At 71.9% G+C, this 14999-nt stretch carries 14 protein-coding genes; 10 read left to right on the forward strand and 4 right to left on the reverse strand.

The features are described 5' to 3' along the window. The first annotated feature begins 187 nt into the window (after nucleotides 1-187). The gene (locus ACFVSU_RS17185) at nucleotides 188-871 is read left to right on the forward strand and encodes a hypothetical protein (RefSeq protein WP_387145649.1); all 684 of its coding nucleotides are present in this window, start codon (nucleotides 188-190) and stop codon (nucleotides 869-871) included. A 3-nt stretch (nucleotides 872-874) separates the two neighbouring features. On the opposite strand, the gene ACFVSU_RS17190 is transcribed toward ACFVSU_RS17185, so the two are convergent. Then, complete coding sequence (locus tag ACFVSU_RS17190; protein ID WP_387145652.1) at nucleotides 875-1990, reverse strand: class I SAM-dependent methyltransferase; 1116 nt, start codon at nucleotides 1988-1990, stop codon at nucleotides 875-877. A 90-nt stretch (nucleotides 1991-2080) separates the two neighbouring features. Here ACFVSU_RS17190 and ACFVSU_RS17195 point away from each other — a divergent pair, with 90 nt between their 5' ends. Both ACFVSU_RS17195 and ACFVSU_RS17200 read left to right on the forward strand, forming a co-directional pair. Further along, the gene (locus ACFVSU_RS17195) at nucleotides 2081-2500 is read left to right on the forward strand and encodes a MarR family winged helix-turn-helix transcriptional regulator (RefSeq protein WP_082497048.1); all 420 of its coding nucleotides are present in this window, start codon (nucleotides 2081-2083) and stop codon (nucleotides 2498-2500) included. A 65-nt stretch (nucleotides 2501-2565) separates the two neighbouring features. Then, nucleotides 2566-3030 carry a DUF3817 domain-containing protein gene (locus tag ACFVSU_RS17200; protein WP_387145655.1) on the forward strand — a complete coding sequence of 155 codons (465 nt, stop codon included), beginning with the start codon at nucleotides 2566-2568 and terminating at the stop codon, nucleotides 3028-3030. Nucleotides 3031-3112: 82 nt separating this feature from the next. Here ACFVSU_RS17200 and ACFVSU_RS17205 read toward each other — a convergent pair whose 3' ends face one another. Beyond that, nucleotides 3113-3484, reverse strand: a complete 372-nt coding sequence (locus ACFVSU_RS17205; protein ID WP_387145659.1) for a VOC family protein — start codon at nucleotides 3482-3484, stop codon at nucleotides 3113-3115. Between the two features lie 167 nt (nucleotides 3485-3651). On the opposite strand from ACFVSU_RS17205, the gene ACFVSU_RS17210 reads away from it, so the two are divergent. From ACFVSU_RS17210 to ACFVSU_RS17235, 6 genes are all read left to right on the forward strand, one after another. Then, nucleotides 3652-6210 (forward strand): ATP-dependent Clp protease ATP-binding subunit, encoded by a 2559-nt coding sequence (locus ACFVSU_RS17210; RefSeq protein WP_387145662.1) that lies wholly within the window; start codon nucleotides 3652-3654, stop codon nucleotides 6208-6210. A gap of 134 nt (nucleotides 6211-6344) precedes the next feature. Further along, nucleotides 6345-7220 (forward strand): LLM class flavin-dependent oxidoreductase, encoded by an 876-nt coding sequence (locus ACFVSU_RS17215; RefSeq protein WP_387145665.1) that lies wholly within the window; start codon nucleotides 6345-6347, stop codon nucleotides 7218-7220. Beyond that, entirely contained in the window at nucleotides 7217-7981 is a 765-nt protein-coding gene (locus ACFVSU_RS17220) for an LLM class flavin-dependent oxidoreductase (RefSeq protein WP_387145668.1), read from the forward strand. The genes ACFVSU_RS17215 and ACFVSU_RS17220 overlap by 4 nt, the downstream gene beginning before the upstream one ends. After that, on the forward strand, nucleotides 7978-8379 hold the full coding sequence (locus tag ACFVSU_RS17225) for a hypothetical protein (protein WP_387145671.1): 402 nt from the start codon (nucleotides 7978-7980) through the stop codon (nucleotides 8377-8379). The genes ACFVSU_RS17220 and ACFVSU_RS17225 overlap by 4 nt, the downstream gene beginning before the upstream one ends. Next, nucleotides 8376-9347: an epimerase gene (locus tag ACFVSU_RS17230; RefSeq protein ID WP_387145674.1), complete on the forward strand. Its 972-nt coding sequence runs from the start codon at nucleotides 8376-8378 to the stop codon at nucleotides 9345-9347. Before ACFVSU_RS17225 ends, ACFVSU_RS17230 begins: the two co-directional genes overlap by 4 nt. Before the next feature lie 47 nt (nucleotides 9348-9394). After that, nucleotides 9395-10927 (forward strand): ATP-dependent DNA ligase, encoded by a 1533-nt coding sequence (locus ACFVSU_RS17235; protein ID WP_387145677.1) that lies wholly within the window; start codon nucleotides 9395-9397, stop codon nucleotides 10925-10927. A 13-nt stretch (nucleotides 10928-10940) separates the two neighbouring features. Here ACFVSU_RS17235 and ACFVSU_RS17240 read toward each other — a convergent pair whose 3' ends face one another. Beyond that, nucleotides 10941-11597, reverse strand: a complete 657-nt coding sequence (locus ACFVSU_RS17240; protein ID WP_375872617.1) for a response regulator — start codon at nucleotides 11595-11597, stop codon at nucleotides 10941-10943. Further along, the gene (locus ACFVSU_RS17245) at nucleotides 11594-13243 is read right to left on the reverse strand and encodes an ATP-binding protein (protein WP_387145681.1); all 1650 of its coding nucleotides are present in this window, start codon (nucleotides 13241-13243) and stop codon (nucleotides 11594-11596) included. Before ACFVSU_RS17245 ends, ACFVSU_RS17240 begins: the two co-directional genes overlap by 4 nt. A 181-nt stretch (nucleotides 13244-13424) precedes the next feature. Here ACFVSU_RS17245 and ACFVSU_RS17250 point away from each other — a divergent pair, with 181 nt between their 5' ends. Continuing rightward, a complete protein-coding gene (locus ACFVSU_RS17250) occupies nucleotides 13425-14957 on the forward strand; it encodes a CitMHS family transporter (RefSeq protein ID WP_387145684.1) in 1533 nt (510 codons plus the stop codon). Nucleotides 14958-14999 lie beyond the last annotated feature (42 nt).

Raw genomic sequence — 14999 nt, forward strand, 5'->3', positions numbered from 1 at the left:
CGCGAAATGCAAGGACCTCGATTCGAGAGTCAATCCCTCGCGGTGGGGGCTGTCAAGAGCCCGGCGTGCAGGGACGAATTCCCGGCGAACAGGTGACACGGGGCGTCCGCGTTCCTACAGTTGAGTCACGACGCCGAGGCTGTGGGAGTCCGGCGCCGAAGACGCGCGCGGTGGAAGGGGAGATGCCGTGGTCCAGGACGTGCAATCGACCGACGACCCTGCGCCTGCGGCCGCCGCCGCGCATGCCGCACCGCCGGTGACCCGCGGCACACTCGTGTGGTTCGGCCTCGGCTTCGTGCTGCTGTCGTTCTTCGCCGCGTTCCTCGGATCCTGGCTCGCGCGCTCGGTCGACACGGCCACGCCCGCGCCGGCGCCCGAGCCGTCGGCTTCGGCGACGGCGTCGCCGGAGTACGAGGACGTGCTCGCCGAGATCCTCCCGGCCGGGTCGGCGGTTCGCGCCGGTTCCGGCGCGCCGGAGGAGGGCAAGGGCTACGAGGGCGACGTCTACATCGACATCCTCAACGCCGACGTGTACCTCTTCAAGGACGACGCGTGGACGCTCGTCGGCAATCTCCGCGAGGCGGCCGCCGAGAACCTCACGGGTGAGCAGGGGCCCGCCGGCGCACAGGGTGAGCAGGGTGCGCAGGGCGAGCAGGGTGCCTCGGGTGCTCAGGGACCGAGCGGCGCCCCCGGGGCACCGGGAACGCAGGTGATGCTCGGCACGGCGGCGCCCGAGGACGACACCTGCACCGCCGACGGCGACGTGTTCATCGACACGGCAGCCGTCGAGTTCTACGAGTGCAGCGACGGAGCGTGGGTGCTGTTCGGGCCGACGACCGGGCCCGAGCCGACCCCGGACGCCGGCGAGTAGGCGTCAGCGGCGGGTGGACGCCGTCACCGTGAACTTGCTGTTGCGCGCGACCTGCCGGGTCGGGCCGACCGCCCGCTCGAGGGCGGGACGGTAGCGCAGTCCCGAGTTCCACACCGCCCAGAGCTGACCGCCCGGCCGCAGCACGCGGGCGGCCTCGGCGAACATCCGCGGCGCGATCCCTTCGTGCACCGCGGAACCCGAGTGGAACGGCGGGTTCAGCGCGATGAAGCTCGCGCTCGCGTCCGGCTGCGCCCCCAGCATGTCGTCGCGGACCACCTCGACGCGGTCGGCGACGGCGTTCGCCTCCGCGGTCGCCCGCGCGGAGGCGACCGCGGCCGCCGACTGGTCGCACGCGAGGACGTCGAGGGATGGATGCCGCAGCGCCAGCGCCGTCGCGACCACGCCGGTTCCGCAGGCGAGGTCGATGGCCGCCCCGTCGGGGAGCGGGGGCAGGTGCTCCAGCAGGAACCTCGTGCCGATGTCGATCGACGCGCCCGCGAAGGCGCCTCCGAAAGCGCACACGATGATCCCGTCGTGCGTCGCGCGAACCGGCACCGGGTCGCGGCCGCCATGAGGTTCGCGCGCGACGAGCACGCGCGACTTCTGGCGGGCATGCGTGACGTCGAGGCGGGTGAAGCTCTCGCGCAGCACGTCGTTCATGGCGAGCGTCATGTGCTTCACCCGACCGCCGGCGAAGACGACGACGTCGGGTGCCGCGTGCGCGGCGATCAGCCCGGCGATGTCGCGAAGCGCGTCGAGTGAGCGCGGCAGCCGCAGCAGCACGACGCGCGCGTCGCGCACCAGCTCGGGCGAGAGGGGCAGCGACACGAACGCGTCTCCGAGCCCGAAGCGCTCGGCGTTGGCGGCGAGGGCGCGCTCGCCCGTGAGTGGGTCCTGATGAACACGGATGCCGCGACCGCCGTCCGCGGCTGCGCCGAGCGTGAGCGCACCGTAGCCGTCGCCGATCACCACGATCCCGCCGTCGCCGTCGCCGTCGCCGTCGCCGGTTCGGGCGGCGGCGGACTCGTCGAGGAGCAGCCGGTCCGCAGCATCCGTCGCCACGAGGTCGGGAGCCTCCACGTCGGGCCACCGGCGCAGGTCGTCGAGCGAGAAGGTCACCGTCCCACGGTAGCCGGACGGGCCGCGCCCGGTTCCGGGAACTGCGGGCGAATGCGTGCCGTCCCGCGGCAGCGGGACTAGCATTCAACGGTGCCAGACCGTGCGTTCAGTCCCGTCATCTCGCTGCTGACCGTGGCCGCCGTGTGGGACGCGCACCTCGGCGCGCAGCTGCGCGATCTCGGGCTCACCACGCGGAAGTACGGACTGCTCGCCCACATCGAGGCGACGCCGGGCATCTCGTTCAGCGAGCTCGCGCGGCGCTCGCAGATCACCGTGCAGTCGGCGCACACCGCCGTGCAGACCCTTGTCGCCGACGGGCTCGTCGCGGATGCGACGAAGCATGCGGGCGCGGCATCCGATCTGCGCGTGACAGACCGGGGCAGCGAGGTGCTGCAGGCCGCCGAACAGCGGCTGGCGGCTCTCGACGCCGGACTCGCCGCGGGGGCGCCGGCGCTCGCCACGGCGCTCGAGGGGCTGCACGAACAGCCGTTCGGGCTCGCTCCCGAGTAGAACGAGCCGCCCCGCGTACGGCCAACCTTCAGAAAGCCTGAAGCACTTTCAGTTAGGCTGAAGGTGTGTTCCGCAACCCCCACACCCTGTTCCGTGCGCTCGCGATTCTCGAGGCGATCTCGTGGACGCTTCTGATCACCGGTCTCATCCTCCGCGCCACCACCGACTGGGCGCTCGGCGTCACGATCGGCGGCGGGATCCACGGCTTCGTCTTCCTGTCGTACGGCGCGACCGTCATCCTCGTCGCCCTCAACAACCGCTGGCGCGTCGGGCCCACTGTGCTCGCGCTCGTGAGCGCCGTCATCCCCTACGCCACGATCCCGGCGGAGCTGTGGCTCCAGCGCAGTGGTCGTCTTGCGGGCGCCTGGCGTCTCGAGGCCACGGACGACCCGCGCGACGCCACCTGGTACGACCGGCTCATGCGGTGGTTCCTGCGGCGCCCCTGGGTGCTCGGCGCCCTGATCGCTCTCGCGGTCGTGCTGCTGTTCGTCGTGCTCCTCATCCTGGGCCCGCCCGGAGGCCGCGACTGACCACGCCCGACTCCGGCCGCCTCACTCCCTCGGGAGTGGGGCGGCCGCATCGCGTCGTGGATCGGGTGATGGACGCCGCGCCTCAGCGCCAGGCGGGCAGCTGCTGCAGCGTCCAGGTGTTGCCGTCGGGGTCGTCGAACTGGACGAACCGGCCCCAGTCCTGCTCGTCGACACCGCGCCCCTCGACGCCGTTCGCCCGCAGGTGGGCGAGCGCCTCGTCGGCGTCCGGCACGACGATCTGAACCGTGTTCTGCTGACCGGGCTCGAGGGCGTTGCCGAGACCGGTGCCGAAGGCGATCGAGCAGGCGGAGCCGGGTGGCGTCGCCTGCACGAAGCGGAGGCCTTCCATGGGCGTCTGATCGTGGTCGATGTTCCAGCCGATCCTCTCGTAGAACTCCTTCGCGCGATCGACGTCCGTCACCGGCACGAAGATGAGCTCGATCTTCCAGTCCATCGTGTTCCCTCTCATCACTGAAACAGGTCCCCGTGGAGGAGACGTTACGCCGGGGGTCCAACATCCGCCGCTGGGGAATACCTGCGGATGGGTGCGGTTGAACTTGACAATGCCTGTGTCAAGTTCAAAACTTGATACTCCTCCACTCAAGTTTCAGGAGAGATGGAATGCCAGAAGACTTCACCCCCCAGGCCGGCGACGACGCGAGCTCGTTCGACGAGTTCCTGTCGCGCTACCTCGCGGGCGAGCGCGCCCGCGCCGAGCGCTCGATCGACCTGAGCCGCTACCTCGGCGCCCGTACCCAGGAGCTGCTCCAGCGCGCCGGCAAGTACGCGCTCGAGCGCGGCCAGCACGAGCTCGACGCCCTGCACGTCCTGCGCATCCTCGTGGCCGAGGCCCCGGCGCGCGACGCCGTGCAGCGCATCGGCGCCGACGCCGACGCGATCGCACGCGCCACCGAGGAGCGCCTTCCCGCCGCAACCGCTGCGGCCGACGTCGACGGGGCCGTCGTGACCTCGTCCGTGCAGCGGGCGCTGTTCCACGCGTTCCAGGTCGCCCGCTCGTCGGGATCGACCTACGTCGACCCCGAGCACCTGTTCTTCGCCCTCGTGCTCGCGCAGGACACGCCCGCCGGCCAGGTGCTGGCCCGTGCCGGCGTGACGGCCGAGGCGCTCATGCAGGGTGCGCGCGAGACCGTGACGCCGGGCGAGAGCGCCCAGGCGGAGGTGCGGCCCGAGGGCGCAGCATCCGACACCCCCATGCTCGACACGTACGGCACCGACCTGACGGCGCGCGCCATCGCCGGCGAACTCGACCCGGTGATCGGGCGCGCCGACGAGATCGAGCAGACGATCGAGATCCTCAGCCGCCGCACCAAGAACAACCCGGTGCTGGTCGGCGAGGCCGGCGTCGGCAAGACCGCGATCGTCGAGGGACTCGCTCAGGCGATCGTCGACGGCTCCGTGCCCGAGCAGCTGCTCGGCAAGCGCGTGATCGCGCTCGACCTGCCCGCCATGCTCGCGGGCACCCGCTACCGCGGCGACTTCGAGGAGCGCCTCACCAAGACGATGGACGAGATCGCCGCCCACAAGGGCGAGCTGATCGTCTTCATCGACGAGGTGCACACGGTGGTGGGAGCGGGCGGCGCCGGCGACGGCGGGATGGACGCGGGCAACATCCTCAAGCCGCGCCTCGCGCGTGGCGAGCTGCACCTCGTGGGCGCGACGACTCTCAAGGAGTACCGCGTGATCGAGAAGGACCCCGCTCTGGAGCGCCGGTTCCAGCCGGTGCGCGTCGGCGAGCCCTCGGTCGAGGACGCGGTGCTGATCCTGCGCGGACTCAAGCCGGCCTACGAGGAGCACCACGGCATCGTCTACACGGACGAGGCACTCCGCGCCGCCGTCGAGCTCAGCGACCGCTACCTGACCGAGAGGGTGCTGCCCGACAAGGCGATCGACCTCATCGACCAGGCGGGTGCGCGACTGCGGCTGCGTCTCGGGTCGAAGGTGGACGTGAGCGGGCTCATCGAGCGCCTCGCGACCCTCGAGGCCGACAAGAACGCCGCGGTGTCGGCGGAGCACTACGAGGAGGCGTCGCAGATCCGCGACCAGATCGCCGAGGTGCAGGATCGCCTCGAACGTGCCACCGCCGCGGGCGCCGCCGTGCGTACCGAGGCGATCGTGGACGAGCCGGAGATCGCCGCGGTGATCAGCCGGGCCACCGGCATCCCGGTGAACCGCCTGACCGAGACCGAGCGCGAGCGCCTGGCGTCCCTCGAGGACGAGCTGCACGACCGCGTGATCGGCCAGGACGACGCCGTGACCGCCGTCGCCAGGGCGGTCCGCCGCAACCGCACCGGCATGGGCGACGCCCGTCGCCCGGTGGGGTCGTTCCTCTTCCTCGGCCCGACCGGCGTGGGCAAGACCGAGCTCGCGAAGGCGCTCGCGGCGTCGCTGTTCGACGACGAGGGTGCGGTCATCCGCTTCGACATGAGCGAGTTCGGCGAGCGGCACACCGTGTCGCGCCTCGTCGGCGCCCCTCCCGGATACGTCGGCTACGACGAGGCCGGACAGCTCACCGAGCGCGTGCGGCGCAACCCGTACTCGATCGTGCTGTTCGACGAGATCGAGAAGGCGCACCCCGACGTGTTCAACCTGCTGCTGCAGGTGCTCGATGACGGGCGCCTCACCGACGGCCAGGGTCGCACGGTCGACTTCCGCAACACGGTGGTCGTCATGACCTCGAACCTCGGCTCGGAGTTCCTCGCGTCGCGCGGCGGTGCGATCGGCTTCCTCGCCGACGGGGGAGGGACGACCGGCTTCGGGTCCGAGAAGGATCTGCGCGACCGGGTCTTCGGCAAGCTGCGCGAGGCGATGCGCCCTGAGTTCCTCAACCGCATCGACGAGATCGTGCTGTTCCGCAAGCTCGAGAAGCCGCAGCTGCAGAGCATCGTGCGACTGCTGCTCGGGGCATCCGATGCGCGCCTGGCCAAGCGCGAGGTGGAGCTGGTCGTGACCGACTCCGCGGTGGCCTGGCTCGCCGACAACGGCTACGAGCCCGAGTACGGCGCACGGCCGCTGCGCCGCCTCATCCAGCGCGAGGTGGACGACCGCATCGCCGACCTGTTCGTCACGGGCGCGCTCGTGGACGGCGGGACGGTGACGGTGGATGCCTCGGCCGAAGCACTCTCCGTGGTCGCCGGTTCACCCTTCGCGGTGGCCGCCTGATCCGAGCATCGACCCGCTCACCTGTCGCGATCTGCCGGCTCCCGGCGTTTCGCGACAGGTGAGCGGGAGAGCGCCGAGCCCGCGGAGGGCCGGCGCTCTTCGCGTGTGTCGGCGCGCCCTGCCAGAGTGGGTTCATGACCCGCATCGGCGCGATCTTCAATCCGTACACCCACACCCCCGACGAGTTCCGCGACGCCGTGCTGGCGTCGGAGTCTGCGGGACTGCCCGAGCTGTGGATCTGGGAGGACTGCTTCAAGCAGTCCGCGTTCGCCACGGTGGGCGCGGCCCTCGCGTGGACCGAGGCGCTGCGCATCGGCATCGGGATCGCGCCCATGCCGCTGAGGAACGTCGCCGCGACGGCGATGGAGATCGCCACGGTCGAGCGGCTGTTCCCCGGCCGGCTGCTTCCCGGCGTCGGCCACGGCGTGCTCGACTGGATGGGGCAGGTCGGGGCGCGCGTCGCCTCGCCGCTGACCCTGATGCGCGAGTACGTGCCGGCGCTTCGCGGCCTGCTCGCCGGTGACCAGATCAGCCTCGACGGTCGCTATGTCACGCTCCGCGACGTGCGCCTGGACTATCCGCCCGTCGCGCCGCCCCTCGTGTACGCGGCGGCTGAAGGGCCGAAGACGCTGCGGCTGAGCGGCGAGGTGGGCGACGGGACCGTGCTGGACAGTGGGCACACCGCGGGGGAGTACGCCGTCGCCACGGCCGCCATCCGCGAGGCGCGTGCTGCGTCGGGTCGCGCCGGTGACCACGACGTGGTGGCCTACGTCGTCACCGCCTTCGGCGCGGATGCCGAGGCCCGGGCGATCGCCGACGTGGGCGACAAGCCCGATCCCGCCGAGCGCGCGCTGTGGGGCGAGCCGGCAGACGTCGCCGCGGGCGCGCAGCGCTTCTTCGACGCCGGGGTAGACGATGTGGTGCTCCTGCCCTCGTCCCGCGGCGACATCACCGAGTTCTACCGGTCTGCCGCCGAAGTGTCGCGCCTCGTCGGCGCGAGCGTCGCATGACGGCGGCGCTGTCGATCGGTATCGCCGCCGCCGCCGGCGCGGACGTCGGTGCGCGCGTCGCGGCGGCCGCCGAGGCTGCGGGACTGCACGCCTTGTGGGTCAACGACACCCCCGGACACGACGCACTCGCCGTGCTCGCGGCCGCTGCGGGTGCCACCGAGCGGCTCGTGCTCGCCACGGGAGTGCTTCCGATCGACCGTCGCACGCCCGACGGCATCCTCGCGAGCGCCGAGGCGCTTCCGGCCGATCGCCTCGTGCTCGGCATCGGCTCGGGCCAGCTGCGCACCGGAGCCGTCGCGAGGGTCACGGATGCTGCCACCGCCCTTCGCGCCCGCACTCGCGCCCGCGTCGTGGTCGGCGCTCTGGGACCGAAGATGCGCCGCGCGGCCGCGGCAGAGTCCGACGGGCTCCTCCTCAGCTGGCTGACCCCGCAGATCGCCGCCACGCAGGCGGCGCAGGCGCGGGAGATCGCACCGGCCACGCACGTCGCGCTCTACGTGCGCGCCGCCGCCGATCCGGCGGCGCTCCGCGCCATCGAGGACGAGACCGCCCGCTACGCCGGGTACCCGGCGTATGCCGCGAACTTCGCGCGGTCGGGCGTCGCCGCCGCGGACACCGTGATCCGTCCGGAGGAGCTGCGCGACCGGATCGCCGCGTACCGCGCGAGCGTCGACGAGGTCGTGCTGCGCGTCATCACGGCCTCGGGAACCGTCGACGACCACCTCCGGTTCATCGACGCGATCGCGGACGCCGTCGCGTGACCCGGACCATCGCCCGCTGGGCGCTGGCGGCACTGCTCGTGGCCGCAGGCGCGTCGCACCTGACCTGGGGGCGCCGCGGCTACCGCATCGTCGTTCCCGACTGGGCGACGCGACTGTTCCGCACCGACAAGGACACGATCGTCGTCGTGTCGGGTGTCGTCGAGCTGATGCTCGGCGGTGCTCTCGTGGCGCTCCCCGGCGAGCGGCGCCGCACCGGATGGGCGGTCGCGGCGTTCTTCGTGGCGGTCTTCCCGGGCAATGTCCATCAATGGCGGACGCGCCGGCCGGCACCCCTGCTGCGCACCGATCGGGCGCGGTTCGTCCGGATGCTGCTGCAGCCGCTGCTCGTCGTGTGGGCGCTGTGGAGCACCGGCGGCACGTCGGGAACCGGCCGGTGAGCCGACCCGTCGCGGTGGTGGCGGGGGCGTCCGGCTTCGTCGGGCAGGCGCTCCTGCGCGCCTTCGCCGAGGACGGCTACGACGCGCGCACCATCGGCCGGGCAGGCGCGGACGCGACGTGGGACGACGGGCGCGGTATCCGTGCTCTCATCGATGGTGCCGCCGTGCTCGTGAACCTCGCGGGGAAGTCGGTGGACTGCCGCTACACCGACGCGAACCGTGACGAGATCCTGCGATCGCGGGTCGAGACGACCACGACGCTGCGCGAGGCGGTGACGGATGCTGCGACCGCGCCTCCGCTGTGGCTCAACGCCAGCACCGCCACGATCTATCGCTACGCGATGGACCGGGCGCAGACCGAGGCCGAAGGCGAGCTCGGGGTGGGATTCTCCGCCGACGTCGCGCGGAACTGGGAGGACGTGTTCTTCGCGGGCGATCTGCCGGCGACGCGTCGCGTCGCGCTGCGGATGGCCATCGTCGTCGGCGACGGCCCGGCGACGAACATGCTCCTGCGCCTCGCGCGGCTCGGTCTCGGCGGCCCGCAGTACGACGGCTGGTGGTGGGCGCACCGTCGGTACCGAGGGATCGGTGCGCATCCGACAGGCAACGGCGGAGCCTCGTGGCACCGGTCGGGCGGGCGGCAGCGCTTCAGCTGGATCCACCTCGACGACGTCGTCGGCGCGGTGCGTTTCGTGCGCGACCGGTCCGAGATCGACGGTCCGGTCAACCTCGCGGCTCCCGAGGCGAGCGACAACCGGACGCTCATGGCGACACTGCGGCGCCTCGTCGGGCAGCCGATCGGTCTTCCCGCCTACCGCTTCATGCTGGAGCCGGCGATGGCGGTGCTGCGCACCGAACCGGAGCTCGTGCTCAAGAGCCGGTGGGCCGCGCCCGAGGTGCTGCTGTCAGCCGGGTACGAGTTCGCGCACCGTGACCTGGATTCCGCGCTGAGGACGGTCACGCGCTAGCCGTCAAGCCGGGGACATGTGTCGGGGGACGATGCCAGAATGCCGGTGTGCTGCTGAACGAGCTGGTGACCGCGACGGGCGAGGTCGCGGCGACCTCATCGCGCTTGGCCAAGATCGCCGTCCTAGCCACCGTGCTGCGCGGGCTTCAGCCCGACGAGATCGCTCCCGCCATCGGATTCCTCACCGCCAACCCGCGGCAGGGGCGGCTCGGCGTCGGGTGGCGGAGTCTCATGGGCCTCGACGTCGTCCATGCCGAGACGCCGACGCTGACGGTGCTCGATGTCGACGCATCCCTCAGCCGACTGGCGGGGGCCGACGGCGCGGGCTCGGTGCTCGCGCGCCGTGGCGAGCTCGATGCGCTCGCCGGCGCCGCCACGGCCGACGAGTGGGACTTCCTGGCGCGCGTCATGATCGGCGAGCTGCGCACCGGGGCGCTGGAGGGTGTGCTCCTCGATGCGATCGCGAAGGGGTCGGAGCGCGAAGCGCCCGTCGTGCGGCGAGCAGCGATGCTGTCCGGCGACCTGGGTGTGACGGCGCGCATCGCGCTCATCGGCGACGCCGACGAGCTCGCGGCGGTCGGTCTCGAGGTGGGGCGCGGCGTGCTGCCGATGCTCGCGGCGACGGCGGGCTCGACGACGGAGGCGCTCGCGACGCTCGGGGCCGCAGCATCCGTCGAATACAAGCTGGACGGGGCGCGCATCCAGGTGCATCGCGACGGCGACGACGTTCGCGTCTTCACCCGGAGCCTCGCCGACATCACCCACCGCGTGCCCGAGCTCGTCGAAGCGGTAAAGGCACTGCCCGCCGAGCGGATGATCCTCGATGGCGAGACGCTGTCGCTCGACGAGGACGGTGGCCCGCGCCCGTTCCAAGACACGATGTCGCGATTCGGATCGATGGGCGACGACGCGGCGGCCACGGTGCTGAGGCCGTGGTTCTTCGACATCCTTCATCTCGACGGCCGCGACCTGATCGACGAGCCGCTGGCGACGCGGCTCGAGCTGCTTGATCGAGCCGTCGGCGACGCCCGCATGCCGGGTGTCGTCACCGACGACCCGGCAGAGGCCGAGGAGTTCTCGCGGCAGGCGCTCGCCGCGGGCCACGAGGGCGTCATGGTCAAGGCGCTCGACGCCCCCTATGCCGCCGGGCGGCGCGGCAAGAGCTGGCTCAAGGTCAAGCCGGTGCTCACCTACGACCTCGTCGTGCTGGCGGTCGAGTGGGGGTCGGGTCGCCGCACCGGAAAGCTGTCGAACCTGCACCTGGGCGCCCGAGACCCGGAGGGGGTCTTCGGCGAACCGGGCGGCTTCGTGATGGTGGGCAAGACGTTCAAGGGCCTGACCGACGCGACGCTGACGTGGCAGACCGAGCACTTCCCCACCATCGAGACCCACCGCTCGGCGTACGCCGTGCACGTGCGGCCCGAGACCGTGGTCGAGATCGCGATCGACGGCGTGCAGCGGTCGACGCGGTACCCCGGCGGAGTCGCCCTGCGCTTCGCCCGTGTGAAGGGCTACCGCCCCGACAAGCGCCCCGACGAGGCCGACACGATCGAGTCGCTCCGGTCGCTCCTGCGAGGGTGACGACGTCGCCCCGTCAGCCGCGGGCGGCGACGTACCGGTGCTCGGGTCTTCCCGTGGTGCCGTAGCGCAGGCGTACTTCGACCTGTCCGCGCGCGGCGAGCGTGGCGAGATGGCGCTGCGCGGTCGCGCGAGAGATGCCCACCCGGTCGGCGACCTCGGCCGCGGAGGCCTCGTCGTCGCCGAGGCCCTCGAGGATCAGCTGCTCCGTCGCGGATCGGGCGACGGTGGCAGGTTCCGCAGAGCCGTGGAGGATCGTCAGGGCGCGGTCGATCTGCTCCTGCTCGAGGGGGCGGTCGGTCGCGAGGAGATTCCGCATGCGCGCGTAGCGGTCGAGGCGCTCCGCCAGCACGCGGGCCTCGAACGGCTTCGTCAGATACGCGAGTGCGCCCGCGCGCAGCGCACGACGCACGGTCGCAGCATCCGTCGCAGCCGACAGCACGAACGCGTCCACGTCGACGCCCGCGACGAACTCGACTCCGTCGCCGTCGGGGAGGAACGCGTCCACGAGCAGCAGGTCGGGAGCGTGGGCGCGCACGGCCTGGCGCGCGGCCCCGAGTGAATGCACGGGGTCCAGCGCGGTGAAGCCGGCGCGGGAGGCCACGACGTCGCGGTGCAGTCCGGCGACGCGGAAGTCGTCGTCGACGACGAGCACACGGATGGGCTGGCTCATGCATTCTCCTCTCGAGGGACAGCGGCATCGGTGCGCAGCGCGCCCGGAAGCCGCGCCCCGAACACGGCACCCGAACCGAGGCCGCCTGCGTCGATGAGCCACACGTCGCCGCCGTGCCGGCGGGCGAGGTCGCGGGACAGCGGCAGACCGAAGCCGTGTCCGTGCACCGCGTCGCCGGGGCCCGAGTCTGCCGAGCGAGAGCCGGCGCGGGCGAACGGATCGCTCCCGACGGGACGGATGCCGCCGCCCGAGTCGGCGACCGTGACCACGAGTTCATCGCCGTCGCCGAGCAGCGCGACCTCGACCCAGCGCGGTTCGTCGCCGGCGACCGCCGCGGTCACCGCGTTGCCGACGAGGTTGCCGAGGATCGCCGCGACGTCCTCCGGCAGTGCGACCTCGCTCAGCAGCAGAGTGTCGTCGGAGACCCGCACGCTCACGCCCCGTTCGCGCGCCGCCGCCCCCGTCGCGCCCAGGAGCGACTGGAGGAATGCGTCGGGAACGCGCTCGAGCCCGGCGACGGCGAAGTCGACGGCTCCGCGTTCGGTGAGGTCGCCGAGGAACGCGCGTGCCTCCTCCACGCGGTCGGCATCGATCAGCCCGGATGCGACATGCAGACGATTGGCGAACTCATGGCGCTGCACGCGGAGCGCCTCGGTCATGGCGCGGACGGTCTCGAGCCGTCCGGCGAGCGCCTCGACATCGGTGCGGTCGCGCACCACGACGATCTCTCCGAGCGCGCGGGCGTCGCGGCGCACCGGACGCGTGTCGAGGTACAGCACGCGGTCGCCCACGACCGCCTCGACGGCGGTCGCGCCCTCGCGCACGGCCCGGAGCACGTCTTCGGGTAACGCCAGCTCGTTGAACCGGCGGCCGACGGGATCGTCGAGTCCCAGCATCCGCTCCGCCGCCTCGTTGCACACGCGGACGACGCCGTCGGGATCCAGGGCGACCACGCCGTCCCCGACGCCCTCGAGCACCGCGGCCTGGTTCTGGACGAGGGCCACGAGCTCCTCGGGCTGGAGTCCGAGGGTCAGCCGTTCGAAGCGCCGCCGCAGGAGCAGCGTCGCCAGCGTCGCCAGCGCGACTCCGCCGAGCGCGGCCACCGCGATCGTCGTGAGGAGCGCGGGGAGGTCGTCGAACACGCTCGCGCGCTCGAAGCCGACGCTGACCTCGCCGGCCGGGGCGCCCCCGGCATCGGCGTAGATCGGCACCTTCGCCCGCGCGGACTCGCCGAGCGTGCCGACCTCCCAGTCGACCACCTCGTTGCCCTCGAGCACCTCGGCGAAGGGCGTCGAGACCACCTGGCCGAGCAGGTCCTGATTCGGGTGGGCGAGACGGATGCCGTGGTCGTCGGTGATCACGACGAACAGCGCGTCGGTGCGGTCCGCGACATCGGTGGCGATCCGCTGCAGCGGACCGTCACGGAGGTCTGCGGCATCCGGAGTTCCCGGGTCCGCCGAGAACTCGGCGACGAGGGACTTCACGTCGGGGTCTTCCGCGACGGTGCGGGCGATGTTGAGGGCGGCAGCCTCGGATTCCGCGCGCAGCTGGCGCACGCCCAGCCATCCGAAGACGAGCGCGCACACGGCGACGACGGCGGCGACCGTCGCCAGTTGCACGAGCAGCAGCCGTGTCGCGAAGCGCATGTCACCTCCCGGGTGTGTGAGCGGACTGCGCCTGAGCAGAATGCGCAGAACACACGCTACGCGCACAACGCGAGGGAATGCGACTTACCGCGCGCCCGTCCGGGGCTCGACCCTAACCTCTCTCAGACGCACCGCGAAACGGTGCGGGAGACCTGACGCACCCCACGACGAAGGAGTCGACATGAACGCGGCAGCACCGTTCCTCCTCCAGGCCGCCGAGGCCGACGAAGGCTACGCGACGGCCTTCGTCCCGCCCGAATGGGTGCTGGTCGCCCTCGGGTTCACCATGGTGCTCGTCTTCATGGCGCTCATCATGACGCGGCGGCTCACGCCGATGGTCGCGCTCATCCTCGTGCCCACGGTGTTCGGCCTGTTCGCCGGCGCGGGGCTCGGCCTCGGCGACATGATCATCGATGCCATCGGCAGCATGGCCCCCACGGCGGCCCTCCTCATGTTCGCGATCATGTACTTCGGCATCATGATCGACGTCGGGCTGTTCGACCCGCTCATCCGCGCGATCACGAGGCTGCTGGGCGATGACCCGGCGAAGGTCGTGCTGGGCACGGCGCTCCTCGCCGGAGCGGTGTCGCTCGACGGCGACGGGTCCACGACGTTCATCATCACGACCTCCGCGATGCTGCCGATCTACCTCCGTCTGGGCATGAGCCCGGTCGTGCTCACGTGCGTGGCGGGCCTCATGAACGGGACGCTCAACATCGTGCCGTGGGGTGGTCCGACCGTGCGCGCAGCGACAGCGCTGGGCCTGCAGCCGACCGACATCTTCGTGCCGATGCTGCCGTCCCTCGCGGCCGGCCTGGTCATCGCGCTGACGTTCTCGTGGTTCCTCGGCCTCTCGGAGCGCAAGCGCATCGGCAGCATCGACGCCTCGCGCCTCGGCGACGGCGGCTCGCTCGCCGGCCCGCGGATCTTCCGCGGCGCCGACACGAAGCCGGGCGCCCGTGCGACGCTGCGCACCGGCAACATCGTCACCCTCGCCGGCGGTCACGGCGGCGTGCCCGCGGCGACCGCGGTGGTGGACCGGGAAGACACCGCGATGGCGGACACCATGCTCGACCCGAACCGCGCGACGCTGCGGCCGAAGCTGATCTGGTTCAACCTGGCGCTCACGCTCGTGGTGATGGTGCTGCTGGTCCTCGACATCTTCCCGCTCGCGTACGTCTTCATGGTCGGCGCCGCGATCGCGCTGGTCGTCAACTTCCGGAAGCTCAAGAGCCAGGCCGACGAGATCGTCGCGAATGCTCCGAGCATCGTCGGCGTGGTCTCGATGGTGCTGGCCGCGGGCGTGCTGGTCGGTGTGCTGAACGGCACGGGCATGGTCGACGCCATGGCCACCTGGATCACCACCGTGATCCCGGCCTCGCTCGGCCCGTTCCTCGCCGTGATCACCGGCATCCTGTCGATCCCGTTCACGTTCTTCATGTCGAACGACGCGTTCTACTACGGCATCCTCCCCGTGCTCGCGCAGAGTGCGGAGCACTTCGGGATCGCGCCGGTCGAGATGGCGCGGGCATCGATCACCGGCCAGCCGGTGCACCTGCAGAGCCCGCTGGTGCCGGCGATCCTCCTCCTGGTCTCGCTGGCGAGCGTGAACCTCGGCGACCACCACAAGAAGGTGCTGTGGCGCGCCACGATCGTGTCGCTCGCGATGCTCGCGGTCGGCGTGCTGGTCGGCGCCATCCCGCTGATGGCCTGAGATCCCGCTCCTCGGCGTGAGACCACGATCGGCCGCCGAGAC

The organism is Microbacterium sp. NPDC058062, assembly GCF_042885375.1.
Classification (GTDB): domain Bacteria; phylum Actinomycetota; class Actinomycetes; order Actinomycetales; family Microbacteriaceae; genus Microbacterium; species Microbacterium trichothecenolyticum_C.

What these genes read in the sequence shown, in the direction of transcription:
- ACFVSU_RS17210 (WP_387145662.1), top strand. Translation starts at nt 3,652, where the DNA reads ATGCCAGAAGACTTCACCCCCCAGGCCGGCGACGACGCGAGCTCGTTC.
- ACFVSU_RS17215 (WP_387145665.1), top strand. Translation starts at nt 6,345, where the DNA reads ATGACCCGCATCGGCGCGATCTTCAATCCGTACACCCACACCCCCGAC.
- ACFVSU_RS17245 (WP_387145681.1), bottom strand. Translation starts at nt 13,243, where the DNA reads ATGCGCTTCGCGACACGGCTGCTGCTCGTGCAACTGGCGACGGTCGCC.
- ACFVSU_RS17240 (WP_375872617.1), bottom strand. Translation starts at nt 11,597, where the DNA reads ATGAGCCAGCCCATCCGTGTGCTCGTCGTCGACGACGACTTCCGCGTC.
- ACFVSU_RS17220 (WP_387145668.1), top strand. Translation starts at nt 7,217, where the DNA reads ATGACGGCGGCGCTGTCGATCGGTATCGCCGCCGCCGCCGGCGCGGAC.
- ACFVSU_RS17205 (WP_387145659.1), bottom strand. Translation starts at nt 3,484, where the DNA reads ATGGACTGGAAGATCGAGCTCATCTTCGTGCCGGTGACGGACGTCGAT.
- ACFVSU_RS17250 (WP_387145684.1), top strand. Translation starts at nt 13,425, where the DNA reads ATGAACGCGGCAGCACCGTTCCTCCTCCAGGCCGCCGAGGCCGACGAA.